The organism is Enterococcus sp. AZ015, from assembly GCF_050499225.1.
In the GTDB taxonomy this organism is placed as follows: Bacteria; Bacillota; Bacilli; order Lactobacillales; family Enterococcaceae; genus Enterococcus_D; species Enterococcus_D entomosocium.
Genome location: NZ_JBMHEX010000002.1, coordinates 52,952 through 71,512, shown reverse-complemented (window position 1 = coordinate 71,512; position 18,561 = coordinate 52,952). Strand labels below are relative to the sequence as shown.

Here is an 18,561-nt window from a genome sequence, read left to right as displayed (position 1 = left end):
TTTGAAGGAGAGGATGTGAACAGGTACCAATGAAAAAGAAGCACAAACTCGTCGTTTCGTTTTCAGTGATGATCATTTCTCTTCTTGCTATGGCCAACTTTCCTTATGTTTTGGCACAAGAACAAACAGATACCGCTAAAACGGATCAGGAAGTGGCTGCAGTATCGGAAGAGACCTTAAACAAAGAACAGGAATCAACCGTTGTTCAAGGTGCTGATGGCTTACTGTACGTGGTAGCAGACAAATCAGACAAAGAACAGCTGATTTCTTCAGATACACCGAAGATCGCTGAAAAAACAGAAGGAGACTTTACAGCTGTTGAAGTAGGGGTCGATGAAAAGCGCCAGGAAAAAGCGGATCAGGCAGATCAAGAAATCAAAGACTTTGATGAAATCGATCTAAATGATGTTGAATCGCTGCAATCGGCAGTCAATAGTGAAGATCTTCCATTTATTGAAGAAGATCAAGTCGCTGAAGAATTGTCGAAAGCCAAAGATTTAGAAGAATCCGAACAGATCTTAATGCAGACACGTTTCTTTTATGCTGAAGAGATCCTGAACCAAACGAATAACTTGAATGATGTTCCTTCTATGTTAAAAGAAAGCAAAGTTGCTTTGCTGGCTTCTGTTTCAAAAACAGTCTCTGAAACAACTATCAATCCGCCTTCAGGTTATCCTTGGCTGATGTATATCGTTCGCAGCAACGGCTATTCTTATACAGAAGACCGTGGGATCCGACGGTCGATCGATGGGAAAGATGCGTTTTGTTTACAAGCAGGGGTTACGGCAGCTAAGACGTATACGGATGCCGGCAGCAGCTATTTGAGTACTTCTCAAAAAGAAACGATCACGTCCATTATTAGTGCGTACCGTGAGTTAGGCGGTTGGGCAAATAACGACGCTGGAAAGCAACGTTGGATGGCCGCACAGATTCTTGTTTGGGAAAATTCAAATGAAAAACCAAAAAGTATCACCATTACCCCATACCATAAAGCTGGTGTAACTGACTGGAAAAGCAAAATGACTACACGAGCTGGTCAGATCTGCACACGTCCGCAATGGGACGCAACGTCTAAGACGGTCTATGAAGGAGAAAAAGCAACCTTTACTGTGAAAAACAGTTGGGGTGATCATAACCTCTATGTGGAATCCGTCAGTGGTGGGGCAAAAGCGACGATCAGTGGCAATAAATTAACCGTCGATACGAATGGATCCACTGCAACAAAAATCACTGTAAATATGGTGAAAGGCTCGAAAACAAACGAAAAATATCCCACTACTGTTTGGGCGAACGGTTCGTATCAAAAACTGGTCACTGGTTCTTTTTATGTTTCAACTTCCGTAACCGTGAATGTGAAGCGAAAAGGGACTGTGGATGTCTTGAAAGTAGATGCAGATACGAAAAAGCCGCTAGCAAATGCCACCTTCCGCTTTACGTATGATGGAAAGACAACAGACGTAAAATCAGGAACGGATGGGAAGGCAAAGCTAGGAGAACGATTAAAGGCTGGGTCAGTAGTCAAAGTAAAAGAAATAACCGCTCCTTCAGGTTACAAGTTAAACGGAACGGAGTTTTCAATCACGGTAGGGGAAAATACGAATGTATCGAAGACCTGGACAAACGAGCGACTCGCAGGCGCTGTAGAGCTTACCAAAATCGCAGACGTCGATCAAAAGTCGTTAGATGGTGTGGTGTTTACACTATACAAATCGGATGGATCCATTTTACAAGATAATCTAAAAACCGATACAAATGGCCAACTGAAAGTAAAGGATCTAACGCTGGGATCCTATTACTTTAAGGAAAAAACGGCAGCAGTTGGTTTTGAAACAGATAGTAAAAACTACTCGTTTACCATTACTGCAGATGTGACTGAAGCAAAGCCGGTGAAATTAACGATCACCAATCAGTACAAATTGAGTGCTTCAAAGACGGTATCAGACAAGAATGAGACAGGCAAAACCAGCAATACTTGGTCAGCTGCTTCCGATGATTTTCTACAATATGATTTAACGACAAGTACGGTAGAAAAACTAGGGTCTCGTTACTTAGCTGATTTTGTGATAGAAGACCAGTTTCCAGCTGAAACGGTTGCTATTTCTACGGTACAAGTTTTGGCGCAAGGTAGTGATGTGACAGATCAATTTACAATTACCAAAGATCTGACGAACGGGAAAGTGATTGCTACTGCAAAAAGCACCGCCCTTACAACTTCTGGATTTTATGGGAAATCATATGATCTACGTACGAAAATGATGCTAAAACAAGAAGTTCTGACCGCTAAAAACAAAGCAACACTGTCCTTCAGTAAGCAAGGTAGTGTGAAAACAGGAACGAAAACTGCTGCTTCAAACGCTGTTACAACGACTTTACCACCATTCAAGCTGACAGTGAATCATGTGACAGAAACAGAAAAAGCGCTGCTTAAACAAGTCGTTGAGACCAAGTACGATGGGGAGTCGTACGAGTATAAGCCGCTGGATGATCTATTCGACGTGAAAGGCAATCGCTACCGCTCGAAAGTGACTAGAAGTGGGATCGTTGCTGGCAAAGATCTTGTACTTGAGATCCCGTATTATCTACCGTCTTTAGAGATCAATGCCGAGAAAGTTTCAATACTGACTGGCAAAGCGTCATTGACGGACAACTTGAAGGCGACGATCACTTTTTCAAAGTCAGCGAGTTACGAAGAAGAATTGAAAAACGTTCTTTATCGATTGACTGTAACTGATCAAAAACAGAAGAAAACTGTCTTTACAAAAGATATTTCGCTTGGTTCTTATGCTTCAAGCCTAGCTGTTGATTTACCTACTGCAGGCTTTACTAAAGGAGAGAAGGTTCCTTACTCTCTTTCACTGCAGGTGCTGAAAAATCCTGACAAAGTAAAGGCTGAAACAGATACGATCGATTTTTCAACATTCGGGTATACCGCTTCAGAAAAAGTCCTCACCAATGCGGATCTGAAAAACGGTAAGCTTTCCTATGGCGCAGTGAGCCAAACAGAAGCAACGAGAAAAACCAAAACGTATGTAGAAAAGAAAGAGACCCTTCAGTTTGATTTTGAAGAGCAGCGTTCGTCAAAAACGGGCTATGGGCTACCAATCACATTGGAACCGATCTACAGCAGTGAGATCCAAGATATGCCACTACTCTCGTTTACACTTTCTTCTCCAACGAAGCTAGTCGATACCTATTTAGATCTTCAGTATGTCGAATCAAAAGGGAACGTTCAAATCCCGTTAGATCGTACGGTCAATCAAGTAGCGAAACAAACGACTGCCGCTATTACTTCTACAAAATTTGAGTTTCCTCAAATAAGCGTCGAGGAGAAGACGGGTGCATTGTATACGCAAGAACAAGTAAAAAATCCAACAAAAAAGATATCAAACAAATTACTTGATGGGGGAAGAAAGTTTTATTTGCCGATTTGGGCAGAAAAAGGGGACTACAATCTGACGCTGCAATCGAATGTGATTGGCCGAAACTTTATTCAGGTATCGATGAACCAAACGCTTTCGATCTACGCAAACATGTATGCGACGATTGATAGTAAAACAAAGAAAGAAGATGAATTGTTACTCACGCCGGTTTATCCTGATACGACTGTGCCGAAAGGATGGTCAAAAGCAGAGATCACGTGGTTAAGAGGAAAGTAAGGAGTTGGGCAATATGTATGGTTCAGCCGTTTTTGATGTACGATCGGAATTAAAACAGTCCAGGCACCTATTGCGTAAAGTAGTTTTTAGCAGTTTAGGGATCCTGGTCTTTTTCTTTCTCTTTAAGCAGTTGATCGGGATCCCGTTCAATTACTTGAATCAGATCAGTTCTTCGTTTTTAAACTTTGGTTCTGGAAGCAGCAATGTTTCCGGTTCGCTGACCTCAGCGATTCAACAAAATCAATTTGTTCAGGCAGTTATGGTATTCGTTACTGGGATCTTGGCAGTCTGCACCAAATTTTTTGATGAAATCAAACAAATGTTTTTCAAATAACGATCGGCTTTAATAGCCGGTTTATATTTCTACTGAAGGGAGGTGACATTCATGGATACAGTTCAAAATCATTCTCACACATTGATGAACGTTGCGATTGCAGTAGGTTTAGTTGCAATCGTCGGCGGTGTTGTTTTCAAGTTTTTCCCTGATTTCACAACACAAATGCTAGCTAAAATCACTTCTTACGTTTCAACATTGCCAACAAAATAATGGTTAAAAAGATAATCGGGGAAGACATTCTTTGTCTTCTCCTTTTTCTTGGTTAGGAGAGGGAGGAATGACACATTATTGGCGACAGATCACGGTTATGATCGTGGGGGCACTTTTTATGATTCTAATTGCGTGGTTTTTTATAGGAAATGCCAAGAAAGATACCGAAGCATTTAACATTACCGAAGCGTTAAGAACAGCTGCAATCAGTAACAAAGATGATTCTGCACGCATTCAGCCTGGCGTTTTTTATTTGGATCAAGCCAACTTTGAAAAAGAGTTCGAACAGACGATCAAGAAGCAGCCATTCTATGCAAAGAAAACAGTAAAAGTGACGTTCAACTACTTAAAAGAAGCAGATAACAAAGGAATCAAAGGCATTCGTGCCTATGTAGAGTCCGATGGATCCATTGACGAAGCCACATGTATTTTAAGTACGCCGGAAGGAGGGTAAATCAATGGTTGTAATTAGAGAAAAAAAGGCCATTTTTAAAGATGAAAAGGACGTGTTAAGAAATGTAAGGAATATCGTGACTACCAATCAATTCCGACATATACCGTCAGTTACTGAAGAAGAGCGAGACGATTATTTGGAAAAATTAGTTGAAGATAGTCGAGTGGAAGTGATTCGAGACGATTTAGTTGAGCACTATCCGGATGAAGTGATGCGTGCTTTCACGTCTAAAGCTTCTCGTGAAAAGCTCACTAAATTAGTTCAAGAAGAGCAGCGATTTGGAAAAGATGATGAAGGACAAAAAAAAGCGGCCTATGTCGTCAATGAGATCGTCGGTTTTGAATTTATCGATCGCTTGCTTTTGCATGACGAGTCAATTACGGATATCGGATGGAACAGTACGTTTCTAACCGTCGAAAGTGCGGATCAACTACGAATTTATACGGCAGAACAATTACAGTTGACCGATCCTGAAAAGACGGTATTTCGAATCGTAAAGAAGTTCGCGGATGCTGTAGGAAAGCCATTTACTCGAAATGATCCTATCTTGGATAGTGTATCAGGAAATTTACGATTAAATGCTATGCATCAAGTGATCAGTCCAACTGGAACAACGATGTCCTTGCGGGTAAGTCGACCAGGTCTAGCGTTGACCGAAGAAACGTTTGTCGATTTTGCGCCATCTTTTGTTTTGGAATTTCTAAAAATAATCATGAAGGCTGGATCAATGAGCGTGATCGGTGGGGAGACTGGTTCTGGGAAAACGGAATTGATCAAAATGATGTTATCATTTGTGCCCAAAAAAGATCGTATCTTTATGATTGAGGATGTTCCTGAAACAAGAATCAAGGAACTTTTGCCAGATCATGATATTTTTTCTCTCGTTACAGGAAATATCGTGACGATTTCAGATCTGGTTCAAGCTGCTTTACGGAATTACCCTAAATGGATCGTTCCCTCAGAGACACGTGGTTCTGAAGCTTATGAAATGATCCAAGCTGCACGGACAAACCATTCAGGATTGACGTCGATTCATTCAACGAATTGTCGAGCGCATCCTCGAAGGTTAGTAACCATGTCTAGTATGGGGTATAAAATTAATGAAGAAGCGGTCACTGAAGATATCCTTACTTTCTTCGACTTTGGATTTCAGATCAAAACTGCTTATATCGAGATCGATTCGGAAAATCTTATTTTCAAAAAAATTCGATATTTGTCAGAAATCGTAGAGTATTCAGTAAAAGATACGGCCACTACATTGTTTAAACAAGTGTTAAACAATGGTCAGTTCTACGTTACTACGGGTCAGTTGTCTGATCAGTACAAGGAAAAGCTAGCAGAACGCTTCTTATCCTTTGATTTTCCTGAAATGACCAATGAAAAGATTAATAAATCGGAAGAGCTTGAACAGATTCTTCAAAAGGCGGTGGCTGAGTTTGCGAATCAATCAACTTCAGACGGAAGCTAAGAACCGTGTGAACCTTGAAGAATTACATGCTTTAAACAGTGCTTACGGGCAGCGATTAAAGCAAAAAGAGATCATTCAGCTTGTCGGACTCCCAGCTGTAGTCTTAGGCGTTTTTTCATTGATTCTGACGTATATTTGGTGGATCGTTGTCGGGTGTACAGTGATTGGTGCCATTTACGGCTACCGGTTTATTTTGCCAAAAGTCGTGAATCGGAGGTATCAGATGCAGTCATTGGTGGCCAGAAACAAATTTCTTTTGAATCTCACACAAGTGACGATGGACAATGATTTAACTGTTCTTCAGTCTTTGGCCTATGTGATCGATGAAACAGAAGGAGAACTTTCTGAAGATCTTCGAAGCTTGTATGCCGCTCTTGGTGTAGGTTCTGATCCGGAAAGGGTCTCTTATTTATTGAACAACCTATCCGAAAAGTACCATGATGATGCGATTTTTGGTCAGTATTTGGAACAACTTGACACGATTATTCAAGAAGGAAAAAACAATACGGATTCGTTGCAATATCTAACAGAACACCATAGTAAAATGTTAGAAAAAGTCAATTTGTTTCTAAAGAAGAAGAATGAAATGTTAAGCGGTGTGCAGACACTCCTTATTTTAATGGGCGCTATTATTTTGCTATTTCATGGGGTTTCTTTCTTCATGAACGGTGATTTTGCGCAATACATGGACGGCTATGCCCACCATCCAATCGGCTATGTCAGTTCAGCCATTTGTCTTATTTCGCTTAGTATGATCTTAAATAGCTTTTTCAAACAGTATTTTGATGATTCTGTCACGGAATTGGGGGTGCGAACCAAAAAATGAATCTCGTTATTCGAAACAAAACTACAGAACATAGTGAGAATCGACCATTCTTTTCTCGCTTGCTTCCGGATCTTGTTTATGAAGATCTCTTAGAAATGAATAATACCAAAGAAAATATTGAAAAGTGGTCAAAAAAGAATGCTCGAAACTTTGGTATCTGCTTTTCTTTTTTTATTGCTCTTGGGTTGTTATTAAGTTTGTATCTGATTCCAATCGGTTTCGTGGTCAGTGTGTTGGTCTACCTTAACACGATCAAATCAGTAAAAATCGTGTATCAGCAATTTCGATTTGAACGCCAAATTCAATTTTCGAAATTTTCACGGCTACTTGTCCCTGTATTAAAACAAACAAGAGGGGGGATCAATCTTCGCTCTGTTTTTGAGCGAATCGTTCCAAGGATGCCACATGAAATCGATAAGAAGATCTTACAACGGCTCATGTTAGATATGAGTCGAAATCCAAGCAGTTTCGATCCGTTTAAGATGTTCGCCAAACAAATGTCTGGAACAGACAGCAGCCGATTATTTATGGTTACTTTGGCACGTTTGGCACAAGGATCAGCGAATTTGCAAGTGATCGATCAGCTTTCGAGGATCACCAGCGAAGAAATGATGGCTGGTATTGAACAAATCATCCACTTTAAGATTAGTCGCTTTTCCGGTCTATATATGAAGCTAGTAGGAGCGATTTTGGTCTTTGTTCTCGGTGCTTCTATTGCGATCATTCCTTTCCAACTTGGAAAAGTCTATGTTTATCTCTAAAGAAAGGAGCATAAATTATGGATGTAGAAGATAGTCAGGGAGAAGTTTTCAGCATGTTGTTTTACTGTTTGACCGTACTCGCCTTTTTGAGCGTCGTCGTTTTCGGCTATCAGCTTCAGACGATCACTACTTATCGGCAACAAGTCAATTATCAAATTGAGCGAAAAGGTGGTCTGACAGCTGAAGCAGTTTCAGAGCTTAAAGATTACTCAACTAAACAATTTCACGGCTGGTATACGGTCGAAAGTCCCTCACTAGGGAAAAAGGCTGCGTTTGGAGATACGGTGGCTTATACGATCAAAGCGACTTATCCAGTTTTATTTCTACCAGACAATATCTCTGTGAAAATCGGAATTGAAGGACAAGCGCCTTCTCAAGTGAGGTGAAGATATGGGAAAAGTATTTTCCAAATTGTTACGGCTCATTTTCAGTTTGGTCGTGGGTGCGCTTCTTCTTAAAGTAGTCATTGACTACCAAGACGTCATAAAAGCTGCATGGGAACAGTGGTGGACGCAGCAAAGTATAAGAATGTGAAAGGGGTGATCGTGTGTCCGGGCAATATCGGGTACATTTTTCGCACGTCAACAAAAAATTGACACGAAAATACCGTGCATTGAACACAAAGATGGTTCACGGTATCTTTCAAGCACAACAGATCATGGAACAGCTACAGCGTTCAATCACGGAGCCTACGAAATTGTCAGTAGTGATTGACAATGGCGAACAAGAAATAATCTTAGAAGACGTGGTCGTTGATCCTACACGGAACACGGTACAACTGTTAGATATGTTGCAAGAGGAGATATCCACTCTTGAGTCAAACCGCTTGGAAGGAGAAAAGCTTTACCAAGAAATCAATCGGCAATTCAATGAAGAACGAAAAGCATTGCCAGAAATGGAACCAAGACAAAAGCGAACCTACTCGAAAAAATCGAGGGGTTTTTCTTTTTTTAGATAGTCAATTAGCCAGGAAGGAAGAAGTATATGGCAGGGAAAAAATCAGCGGTGTCACCATTTGTAGAAGCCGCAAAAGAATTACTTTCTCAAGAAGGTATTCCCTTTAAGGAATGGACGAATGATCATTTACGAGATAAAAAAATGGCCATTCTTGAAGGAAAAGACAAGGAATGGGAAGAATCAACGATTGAAAAACAATGCGAGTCTTACGTGCTTTCAAAAATCAATACTCTTGTATCAGATAAAAACCAAGTGAAAAATGGAGGAAATAAACATGTTAATGAAACTACAACTAGCACTGCTAACACTACCAACGAATGATTGGGTCACTTCGTTAGATAATTCAGGAAAAACAATCTACACAGCACTACAAAAACTATCACTACCACTGGCCGTTATTATGACGATCGTTGCCGGAATTATTTTCATGAGTTCAGATCGAAAAGCGGACATGGCCAAAAGTATGTGGTTTCGGATTGCTTTAGGAATGATCGTAATTATGTCAGCTGTTTCATTAGCAACCTACTTTCAAGGGATTGGTAAAGGATTCTAAAATTAAATGTACAAAAAGATGGGAAGCATTAGCACTTTCCATCTTTTTTTAAAGGAGAGAACCATGGGAAATTATATTTTGCGTTTTACAAAATTACCAAAAGAAATCAAAGCTACGAAGCGATTGACCCTGAAAAAGAAGTATTCTCTTCCTGAAGCGAGAGAACTTTTTTACCAGGTTAAAGCAGACGTTGGGCCGCTGGATAATAAGATGACTTTAGAGATCCATCGTATAGAAGGAACAAAAGACTATTGGGAGTTCACTCTTCCCTTATCAAAAGATGTGCCTTTAGACCTACTGATTGACGAGGATATTATTCAGGAGCTTAGAAACTTAAAGGGAAGTCAAAAAGAACAGTTTGAGGAATTGGAAAATGATCTTTTAATCGAGTTCGATCAGCCATTTGAACCTGTCGAAGAAGAAGTCAACGAAACAAAACCCTCGTTTCTTAGCGGTTTGTCCTTGCCAGAAGTGAAATTGACGGAGGTTGCGGAAAATTTACTTTCTCGTGTATTACCGAAAAAACAACAAGCAGCCGTACCATTGATTGAAGAATCACCTTCAGAGAATTTTGTAGAAGAAGCCTTGGAGTTGCCCGAAGACAACTATGTCCCTGATTACGAAACCGTAGAGGAAGAAGATGGAGTTCCTCTTGAAGATCTGGAAATGGAAAAAGAAGAAATTCTTAGCCCACAAGCACAAGCTTCTCAGGACGATATTGTTCCTTCTACAGTCAAAGGATCGATTCCAGGTGTCGTTATTCCACCGTTGGACGCCTATTTGGATTTAACGACACAACCGATTTTTAGTCCTATCGAATCGCTGATCGCTAAACTAGAAGCAAAGCTGGATCGTCAGACGCAAGAATTGATCATGTATTTTGGTTTAGCCGATAAAAATGATTTTATCAGTGAGAGAAAGAAAGAATTTATCCGAACACAATACAATCCAACGTTCTACAAACAGTTGATCTCAAGCCTATATAAATTAAAAAATGACGTAGAGAACAAATTGATCAAAAAGTTGACGATCGCTTATCAAGAAATTACTGCAGACGATGGTTCTGAAGAATGTCTTGCGGAATTAGCTGCTAAAAAAGCAATTCTAAGTGAAGAATTTACTGATAAGATCGAAGCAGCGTTCACTTCTTTAGAGAATCAATTAGCGCTGGATAAAGCGAGGATCCAAAAGCGCCAACAAGAAGAATTGGAACGATTGAATAAGCGCCATCAAGACGAGCTTTATCAAATCGATGTCAAATTGCAGGCAGACAAGCAGGAAAAAGCGGCACAACTCGATCAAATGAGACAAGAAGCAATCGAACAAGAAGAAGAAAAAATCACTGCTTCTTATGAAGAAAAAGCTCATAAGTCACAGTACGGACGATTGATTGAGCGTAAGAACAGTCAACTCGAAGAGTTAAGCACGATCCTGGTCGAATCAGTGCAACAAGTCACGGATCAAGAACTGCAGTACTTACAATCAATGAAATCAAAACTGATTGAATCACAGCCTGTCTTTGAAGAGCAACGTCGGATCCATGAACAAGAGTTACGGGAAAAAGCCGTACTTGCGCAGCGTGATCGTGAATTGGCTATAAAAGAAAAAGAATTGTCCCTAAAAGATAAAGCCGTGCAGAATGTTGAATCGACGAAGCAACAAAATCAACAAAAAGAAATGGAAATCTCTCAATTCCTTGCAAAACTGATTGATGATCAGACCCGAAGAGGGGCTGAAAACTTAGCCACGCAACAACAGCTGATGGCATTTATCCAACAGCAACAACAAGGCACGCCTTTACAGGCAGCGCCAACACAACCAGGTGCAGTACAACAAGCAGCTGGGAAATCGTCTTTATGGAAAAAAATCACTTTGAGTGGTGCGGTTTTACTTGCGGTGGCAGGATTTGGCGGCTATGTTCATGCAATAGCCCAACAAGATTCAAATCAAACAACTGTATCTGCAGCTGTTCAAACAGAAAATTCTTATGCGAGTTTCGAATCAACGGAACCAGCGGTTCCTTCTTATGACGATCAAATCAGTGCTGGCAAGTATATTGAAGCGGCTAAAGAATATCCTGAAAATATTGACCATGTGGTTCAAGTCGTCTTTGAAAAAGAGGACACAGACACCTTAAAGCAGTTAACAAAACTAGGCGAATCTGATTATGGTTTATTGGATCTGGCCATTCTACAACAAGATCAAAAAGCCATTACGTCCATCTACCAAGAGCTGTCAGATGCGTTGAAAAAGGATTTAACCATGGGTCAAAAACAACAGATCGCTTCTGCTTACTTGTTGCAGGACAAGCCCAAAGAAGCAAAATCGGTATTGGAATAAGGTGAGCGTCTATGCGAGTACGAAGTAAGAAACGCTCCTTTTTCTACCGATTGTTTTCTGCTTTTGGACTGAAAAAAATAGCCCTTTTTATCGGAAGGGGTTATTCGATAAAAGGAGAAGGACTAGCCGAAGAACATAAGCGTCATGCGCCGATAGCGTTTCTGGGTTTTTTCAGTGCCTTCTTCTTTGTTTATTTTATGAGCAACTATCTGATCAATTTTATCGTTTCATTTCTGCCGATTCTTGGCCAAGCTTTTACACTTTCGATAAACCAGGACTTTTCAACGGCTGGGAAGCTGTTTCAAACGTTTCCTTATTTTGCCCGTTCCTTGTTCATTCATGTAGGAACGAACAAGCAGCTGCTTATCACGCTACCCTTGGCTTTCTTTTTTGCCTGGTTCGTCTTTAAAAAACTGACTCGAAAATTTGATTCATTGAGTTATGGGCAAGAAGGAGACGCCCGTTTGGCGACGATTCAAGAGATCAAAGAGCAATATTCGGCCGTACCTGATCGAAAGGAACGGTTTGAAGGAATGGGCGGTATTCCTATCACGCACTATATGAACAAGTTTTATATTGATCTCAATACAGTCAATTCACTCATTCTAGGTACGAGTCGATCAGGTAAGGGTGAGTCGATCGTTTTTCCACTGACTGATATCTTGAGTCGAGCGAAGGAACAGTGTTCTCTGATTTTTAATGACCCGAAAGGAGAACTCTACAAAGGATCAAAAGAAACATTAGAAGAAAGGGGCTATGAGGTACAAGTACTTAATTTAGAAACACCCGATCAATCCATGAGTTATAATCCGCTGCAGCTGATCATTGATGCTTATGTAAGAGGGGATTCTTCTTCTGCGCAGATGTTGGTGGATCAATTCACGTATGCATTGTTCAACGATCCAAACGCCGGTCAGAACAAATGGGTCTATAGCGGTGCGCAGAAGCTGTTAAACGGTGTGATCTTAGCCCTAATCGACTATTATTTGGAAAAGGACGATTTAGGAAAGATCACAATGTACAATGTGGCACAGTGGATCATTGAAATGACAAATCGAAAAGTCATTGATCGGGTCACGAAAAAAGAGTACACACAACTCGATCTCTACTTTGAACGTTTGCCGCAAGGGCATATCGCCAAAGCACAATACTCTTCATTTTCTTCTATGGATTCGAAGAATAAAGGGCCAATTCAAAGTGCCGTCTTGGATAAGTTAACGATTTTCCAAGGGTTTGAAGCGATTGCGAAGATGACGTCAAAAAATAGTTTTCGGCTGAAGTCGGTGGGTTTTCCTAAGTCGTTGTTCTTCCAATTTGATCGATCGATGTATGATCAAATTTTGAAAGTTCGCTTCTTACGCAATGGGCAAGTATTAGGAGTAGAAACGATCCGTCCGAATATGGCTGGTGTGGTGGATTTGAACTTCAATTTGAATTTAAACACTGGCGATCAATTAGAAGTGGTTTTTCAAGATAAAAAAGCAACCTATTCGATCACTCTACTTGAAAAAGATGGTGAGTTAAATCGAACCAGCGGAGATTTAGACGAGTTGAAGCAATGTGAACTTTTCTACACAGAAAAGCCGATCGCTGTATTCATGATCACGCCGGATTATGATCCGTCTAAAAATGTGATTTCTTCCATGTTTGTTAAACAACTGTACACAACACTTGCGCAAAATGCTGGAAATACAAGAGGTGGGAAGTGCTTCCGAAGAGTCCATTTTATCCTGGATGAATTTGGGAACATGCCAGCCATTGAAAGTATGGATAACATTGTGACCGTTTGTTTAGGGCGAAACATTCTGTTCGATCTATTTTTACAAAGCTATGCGCAATTAGGCTCTGTATATGGAGACTATACGGCGAAGATCATCAAAGAAAATTGCCAAAATCATTTGTATATCATGAGCCAAGACAAAGATACGCACGAAGAAATATCGAAAAGAGTTGGTGAGAAAACGGTAGAAAAACATTCGACTGGTGAACAGGATCCACTTTCTCTTGATACGAGTAAACAAACCAACGTCGGCTCTCAACGAATAATTACTCCGTATAAATTATCTACGCTTATGATGGGCGAAATGGTTGTACTGAGGTTGCACAGGGAAAACAAAAAGCGCCAAAAAATCCGGTCGTACTCTATTTTTTCTACGAAAGAGACGTCGATGCCTTTCCGATTTGAATATTTGGGTGAATACTTTGACCCAAACCGACCGATTGAAGACTTTAACATTCCCTCTGAACATAAAACCTTTGATTTAGCAGCAAACGCAATCGACGTCGATGATTTGATTTCAGAATCAATCAACCGATCGCTGCTTTTGTCTCTGGAAGAAGGCCTTCAGTCAGAAGAGGAACTGTTACAGATCGATGAAGAAGCCTTTGCATCAGTCCTCAAACGGTTTGATACAAAAGATGTGGACAGGTATCGAGAAATTGTCAAACTTTCAATCGTAGAAGATCTAGTCAATTCTGAAAAAATCAACTTAGTCGACTTTTTGAAACAAGCGGTAACCGAAGATCTTAAACCACTTTTTAAAGAAGAAGAACGGTGTGCGTTTTTACAGCTGGCGAATTTTTATTTAAACAAGCCATACTATAAAGATATTTCTAATTTAGTCCGATTAGATACAGAGTAGACGTGCTATACTAAAATCAAATGAATAGAAAAAGAGGGGTTACTGTGAAGCGTTTAAAAATGAGTGTTTTTGGGATCTTTTTGGTAGTGGGAACTGTATTTCTTTTAAGTGGGTGTTCCAATTCACCTGAAGCCAAGCTGGCAGATCTTTTTGAAGAAGATCAGACTTATTATTTAAAGGGTTCACCAACGGATGAACCAATGATCGCAATTGAAAAATTGTCAGATGATAAAATTACTGCTAGCAGGATCAAAAAAGGAATTTCAGAGGAAATGACCTATTCTGTTGAAGAAAAAGAAAAAGGTCTATACTTGTATCATATTTCAAACGATGAAGGGAAAAGTATTTTTAGAGTATCGAATTTAGGTTCTGATACAACTGATTTCAACGTATTTTACGATGAAGAACATGAAGGATATGCTTTCGTTCCGGTTTCTCAGAATTATTCTAAAGCAGATTCAACATTAACGGAAGTGAAGGTCATTTATAAAGATGATCCGATGTACTTCGTTTCAATTTATCAATAAAAGCAACTGTAAAGGGAGACTCAGCATAGGGTCTCCCTTTTTTTATGATTGGAAGGTGAAAATCACGGAAAAAGCGACGGAATTTTTACAAAAATTTAGTGAATGGATCCATGATGCGACTTTGTTTGGCTATATTTTCAAATGGATAAGCAGTAATTGGATCAAAGGATTGTACAAACTGGCTTCAGGAGTGGAAGATATACTTGATCAAGTATTTAAGGTATTTGGCTTTTTGGAAAACGGAAAAATCGGTACGATTTACACCAGTATGCGTATCTTATCTGGAACGATATTGGTCATTATGATCATTGTCTTAGCTTATAAATTTATTCTTAATGAACGTGTTAATTTACAAGCTGGCTTGTTTCGAGCAGCTTTGATCGTTTGTTTGGGCATTCAACTACCTGGTATGATCACGTCCAGTGTCGATTTGGCTGAAAAAGTTTATGGGCAAACAAAAACATTAGATGGTGGGGAAGCAAGTACGTTATCTTATAGTATCGTCAAGGAAAATCTAGCGGATCTGCAGTATGCATCGAAAAAAGGTTTTGGACGGTTGAACGGGCAAGCAGGAACACCTAAAAATAATTTGTCAGAAAATGCTTTTCAGTCTACGGATCTTACTCAAGTGATTACAGCAGATGATTTAAAGACAATGAAAGAGAAAGCTCGTAATGAGGATGATGTTTCTTACTTAGAATATAAATTAGTAACAGATGAAGAAGGAAATATCACTTCGGAGAAAATCACTAATGGTGCATTCAGTTTTTTTGACGAAGGAAAATTCCGTTTCACATACAAGACAGGCACGATCACTTTATCATTAGTGACCGTGTCTTTTGCGTTTATTTGTTCGGCGTTTATCATTGCGACCTCTTTGCTTGAGTTGGTTTTTGCAAAACTGATGTTTCCAGTACTTTCTGTATCAGATATTGAGACGGGACAGCGTGCGAAGAAGATCTTCTTGGATATCGGAAGCAGCTTATTAGCAATCATGTTGACAGGGTTTAGCTTGAGTATTTTCAAACTGTATTTTTCCTATATCGGAACCTTGCACATAGGCTTTTTGGCGTACTTGATCTTGTGTATCGTTGGGGTTCGAATCACGATCGACGGGCCGAATTTCTTTGGTAAATACCTTGGCATAGATATCGGGGTTCGTTCAGGATGGCAAGCTATGGTTGGTACAGCAGTTGCGGCGAAAGCTGCGACTTCCGGAACTGCCGCAGCTGCCGGTGCAGGCGCAAGTGCGGTAAAAGGCGGAATCAATGCTGGAAAAAGTATCAAAGATCATGCTGGCAATGCAATCAATCGGATGCGAGTCAATAACGGTGTTCATGAAAGCAACAATGACAAATCGATTCAAAGTCGCTCAACGGTTCCAGGAAACAATGGCTCTTCTAGAAGCAGTGTGCAGGAATTTGCGGCCAACATGCGCCAAACATTTGGCATGAATGACCAACAAGAGCCGGTGACACAAACGCAAGGATCGAATCGATCAGCGGTTCCAAATGATCAGATAAGTCCATCGGTTCAAGACAAGGATCAGGTTTCTGCTAATGGAGAGTTGCCTTCAGGAACCAATCTTTCACCAGAAACAATGTATCAACCAATGAACGCATCTGCTTCTTCCAGCACCGTTCCCCAAGGAAAAGAAACAGATGGAAAAAGCATTGGCAATATTTCAGCTGAAGAGCTGAAACATATGGGTGAAAGCGGCAATCGAACGGAATCAACGATCGACCCTATCAACGGCAATCGTACGAATGGTTTGGCAACAGGGAAAACGGCCGCTTCACAAAAAATCCAACGAACGACCATTCCGCCGATCCATACGCCAAGTAGAAAAGCCGCCATCCAAGCAGCGACTGACAAAGTCAATCAGAACAACAATATGCAACAGTCAAACAATCCGAGTGCCTCTGAAGGAAATCCAACTAACACTCAGAGAGCCAATGATCAAGAAGTGAAACGATCCGCACCAGAAACGTCTTACGGCACTTCTGCAGTAGCACCTAGTCAATCTGTTCAATCGAGTGAACAAGCGCCTGAAGGAGCTTCTGTGGCGTTTGAACGGACTACAAGTGTAAGTCCTTCTACAGCAGCGAGCGTACAACGAAGCAATCCATCGTCCACCAGTGCTGGCACTCAAATAGTGCAACAATCACCAAGTAGAGGAATTGATCGATCAACGGTGATACCTGCTAGACGTAGTGAGCCAAAATCAGGTTCGATCAAACAATCAGTACAACCAACGAACCATCGATCGGTGACTAGCCAGAAACCTGCAGAAAAATCAACGGCACCAACGTATCATATTCCAACGGTTGAATCAAAAACGAAGGAGCTTTCTACACCAAAAGAATTGGCCACTAAATACTTGAAAGAGTCGAGTGTGACACCAGAAAATGAGTACTATGATATCTATCAATCCATGAATAAAGTAAATGCCGATGATTATATTTAGGAGGAGATCTCGTGTTAAATGTCCATTGTATTGAAGGCCGATTGGCTGAAAGTCCCGTCTTAAAGAAAACGGAAAGTGGCACGTGTTATACACGTGTCTTGCTAATATCAAAACGAAACTTCAAGACAAAAAAGGAATCTGACTATCAATCAGATTCCTTTTTATGTGTGCTGTATGGCACGATCGCAAAGTCCTTTGTTGAAATGACGTGTCGAGGATCTCATGTGTCCTTTGTGGCCAGAGTCCAAGTCCGACCGTATGAAAATCAGTCAGGGGAACGGTGTTACGTGTCTGAAGATATTGTACAAAGCTACAACTTGTTAGAAACCAAGGAAGTGACCGATCGTCGTAGAAAGCACTTATCTGAAGGTCAGCCAGCAGAAGAAACGGCTTTAAATGAGTACCGTCAAGCGGTAGAACATATTCCAACCAGTTATGACGAAGCAGATTGGTACCAATAGAGGAGGAAAAAACATGGATAAATACCATAATATAGTGATTCAACGAAGTATTAAACAAGAACTAAAATATAAATCTTTGTATATCTTGGATCTTCTGATCGTCTTTGGCCCCTCGATGTTCCTTTTGTATCTACAAGGGTATCTGCATTTTTCTCTTGTGACGTCGATCCTATTAGGCATTGTTTTCTTTTTCCTTGGCTTGTTCCTATGTGCAAAGCCAGCGTCAAATGGCAACAGAAGAAACCTATATACGATCTATTGCTTGATCGTTATGGATCGAAATGTGTATGAAGTACAAAGCTATAAAAAAAGGAGAGGGTAAGGCATGGCCGCAAAACAAGTTCAAAGTTTCCGATCAATAGGACGAAAGCGCACTAAAGGGGAGAACCCTTCTATTCAAGAATTGGTACCAATCAAAAAAATGATCAGAGGAAACGTGGTCAAAAAAAATGGCCGGTACCTCTCTTTTTTGAAAGTCACGACAAGAAATATTAACGGTCTCAGTGCAAGCGAGCAATATCAGGCTATGCGACATTTTGAAAATATGTTGCGGATCTATGAAGAAGAAATGAGTATTTTATCGATGATGTTTCCTACAAATATCGATGATAATCTGGTCTATTGGAACCGACAGCTGCAGCTGGCAAGGGAAGAAAGAAACCCCGTTCGAGCAAGAATCATTCGAGAACAGATCAGCCGTTTGGTGTGGGTCGAACAAGAACTATCAAATTTAGAATTCTACTTTATCGTTTATGGAAAAACAGAAAAGGAGCTGAATCTTTCCAAAACGATTCTAAAACGAGCAGGCGGATCCAATCTAGGAATCAAGGATATTCCGCCGAAACAAATTGAGCAGATCTTAATTAAATTAAATAACCTGAATACCCCGATTTAGTCTGGAG

18 protein-coding genes are annotated in these 18,561 nt (G+C 40.4%); all 18 read left to right on the top strand.

Annotated elements, in window-relative coordinates:
- Window positions 1-29 precede the first annotated feature (29 nt).
- The 18 genes from IGK85_RS16960 to IGK85_RS16875 all read left to right on the top strand — a co-directional run bounded on the left by IGK85_RS16960 (window position 30) and on the right by IGK85_RS16875 (window position 18,554).
- Window positions 30-3,656 carry an MSCRAMM family protein gene (locus tag IGK85_RS16960; protein ID WP_429972373.1) on the top strand — a complete coding sequence of 1,209 codons (3,627 nt, stop codon included), beginning with the start codon at window positions 30-32 and terminating at the stop codon, window positions 3,654-3,656.
- Window positions 3,657-3,669: 13 nt separating this feature from the next.
- The gene (locus IGK85_RS16955) at window positions 3,670-3,990 is read left to right on the top strand and encodes a hypothetical protein (protein WP_010749175.1); all 321 of its coding nucleotides are present in this window, start codon (window positions 3,670-3,672) and stop codon (window positions 3,988-3,990) included.
- Between the two features lie 51 nt (window positions 3,991-4,041).
- A complete protein-coding gene (locus IGK85_RS16950) occupies window positions 4,042-4,203 on the top strand; it encodes a hypothetical protein (RefSeq protein ID WP_016612359.1) in 162 nt (53 codons plus the stop codon).
- Between the two features lie 67 nt (window positions 4,204-4,270).
- Window positions 4,271-4,657 (top strand): hypothetical protein, encoded by a 387-nt coding sequence (locus IGK85_RS16945; protein ID WP_429972372.1) that lies wholly within the window; start codon window positions 4,271-4,273, stop codon window positions 4,655-4,657.
- Between the two features lie 4 nt (window positions 4,658-4,661).
- Window positions 4,662-6,125 (top strand): CpaF/VirB11 family protein, encoded by a 1,464-nt coding sequence (locus IGK85_RS16940; RefSeq protein ID WP_159161558.1) that lies wholly within the window; start codon window positions 4,662-4,664, stop codon window positions 6,123-6,125.
- The gene (locus IGK85_RS16935) at window positions 6,094-6,951 is read left to right on the top strand and encodes a type II secretion system F family protein (RefSeq protein ID WP_412247542.1); all 858 of its coding nucleotides are present in this window, start codon (window positions 6,094-6,096) and stop codon (window positions 6,949-6,951) included. The genes IGK85_RS16940 and IGK85_RS16935 overlap by 32 nt, the downstream gene beginning before the upstream one ends.
- Window positions 6,948-7,712, top strand: a complete 765-nt coding sequence (locus IGK85_RS16930; protein ID WP_010749180.1) for a hypothetical protein — start codon at window positions 6,948-6,950, stop codon at window positions 7,710-7,712. Before IGK85_RS16935 ends, IGK85_RS16930 begins: the two co-directional genes overlap by 4 nt.
- 17 nt (window positions 7,713-7,729) lie before the next feature.
- On the top strand, window positions 7,730-8,098 hold the full coding sequence (locus IGK85_RS16925; protein ID WP_086299670.1) for a hypothetical protein: 369 nt from the start codon (window positions 7,730-7,732) through the stop codon (window positions 8,096-8,098).
- Between the two features lie 161 nt (window positions 8,099-8,259).
- The gene (locus IGK85_RS16920; protein ID WP_010749182.1) at window positions 8,260-8,670 is read left to right on the top strand and encodes a hypothetical protein; all 411 of its coding nucleotides are present in this window, start codon (window positions 8,260-8,262) and stop codon (window positions 8,668-8,670) included.
- Window positions 8,671-8,696: 26 nt separating this feature from the next.
- On the top strand, window positions 8,697-8,990 hold the full coding sequence (locus tag IGK85_RS16915) for a DUF5415 family protein (protein ID WP_207490871.1): 294 nt from the start codon (window positions 8,697-8,699) through the stop codon (window positions 8,988-8,990).
- The gene (locus IGK85_RS16910; RefSeq protein ID WP_230319195.1) at window positions 8,944-9,222 is read left to right on the top strand and encodes a hypothetical protein; all 279 of its coding nucleotides are present in this window, start codon (window positions 8,944-8,946) and stop codon (window positions 9,220-9,222) included. The genes IGK85_RS16915 and IGK85_RS16910 overlap by 47 nt, the downstream gene beginning before the upstream one ends.
- Window positions 9,223-9,285: 63 nt before the next feature.
- Window positions 9,286-11,562, top strand: coding sequence for a hypothetical protein (locus IGK85_RS16905; protein ID WP_429972371.1), 2,277 nt, complete (start codon window positions 9,286-9,288; stop codon window positions 11,560-11,562).
- 11 nt (window positions 11,563-11,573) lie between these two features.
- Complete coding sequence (locus tag IGK85_RS16900; protein ID WP_429972370.1) at window positions 11,574-14,204, top strand: VirD4-like conjugal transfer protein, CD1115 family; 2,631 nt, start codon at window positions 11,574-11,576, stop codon at window positions 14,202-14,204.
- Between the two features lie 44 nt (window positions 14,205-14,248).
- Window positions 14,249-14,731 carry a hypothetical protein gene (locus IGK85_RS16895; protein WP_311950824.1) on the top strand — a complete coding sequence of 161 codons (483 nt, stop codon included), beginning with the start codon at window positions 14,249-14,251 and terminating at the stop codon, window positions 14,729-14,731.
- A 55-nt stretch (window positions 14,732-14,786) separates the two neighbouring features.
- A complete protein-coding gene (locus tag IGK85_RS16890) occupies window positions 14,787-17,198 on the top strand; it encodes a pLS20_p028 family conjugation system transmembrane protein (RefSeq protein WP_429972369.1) in 2,412 nt (803 codons plus the stop codon).
- Window positions 17,199-17,209: 11 nt separating this feature from the next.
- Complete coding sequence (locus IGK85_RS16885; protein ID WP_200127100.1) at window positions 17,210-17,659, top strand: single-stranded DNA-binding protein; 450 nt, start codon at window positions 17,210-17,212, stop codon at window positions 17,657-17,659.
- Window positions 17,660-17,672: 13 nt separating this feature from the next.
- Window positions 17,673-17,981, top strand: coding sequence for a DUF5592 family protein (locus IGK85_RS16880; RefSeq protein WP_005230821.1), 309 nt, complete (start codon window positions 17,673-17,675; stop codon window positions 17,979-17,981).
- 3 nt (window positions 17,982-17,984) lie between these two features.
- Complete coding sequence (locus IGK85_RS16875) at window positions 17,985-18,554, top strand: hypothetical protein (protein WP_005230823.1); 570 nt, start codon at window positions 17,985-17,987, stop codon at window positions 18,552-18,554.
- The last annotated feature ends 7 nt before the right edge of the window (window positions 18,555-18,561 follow it).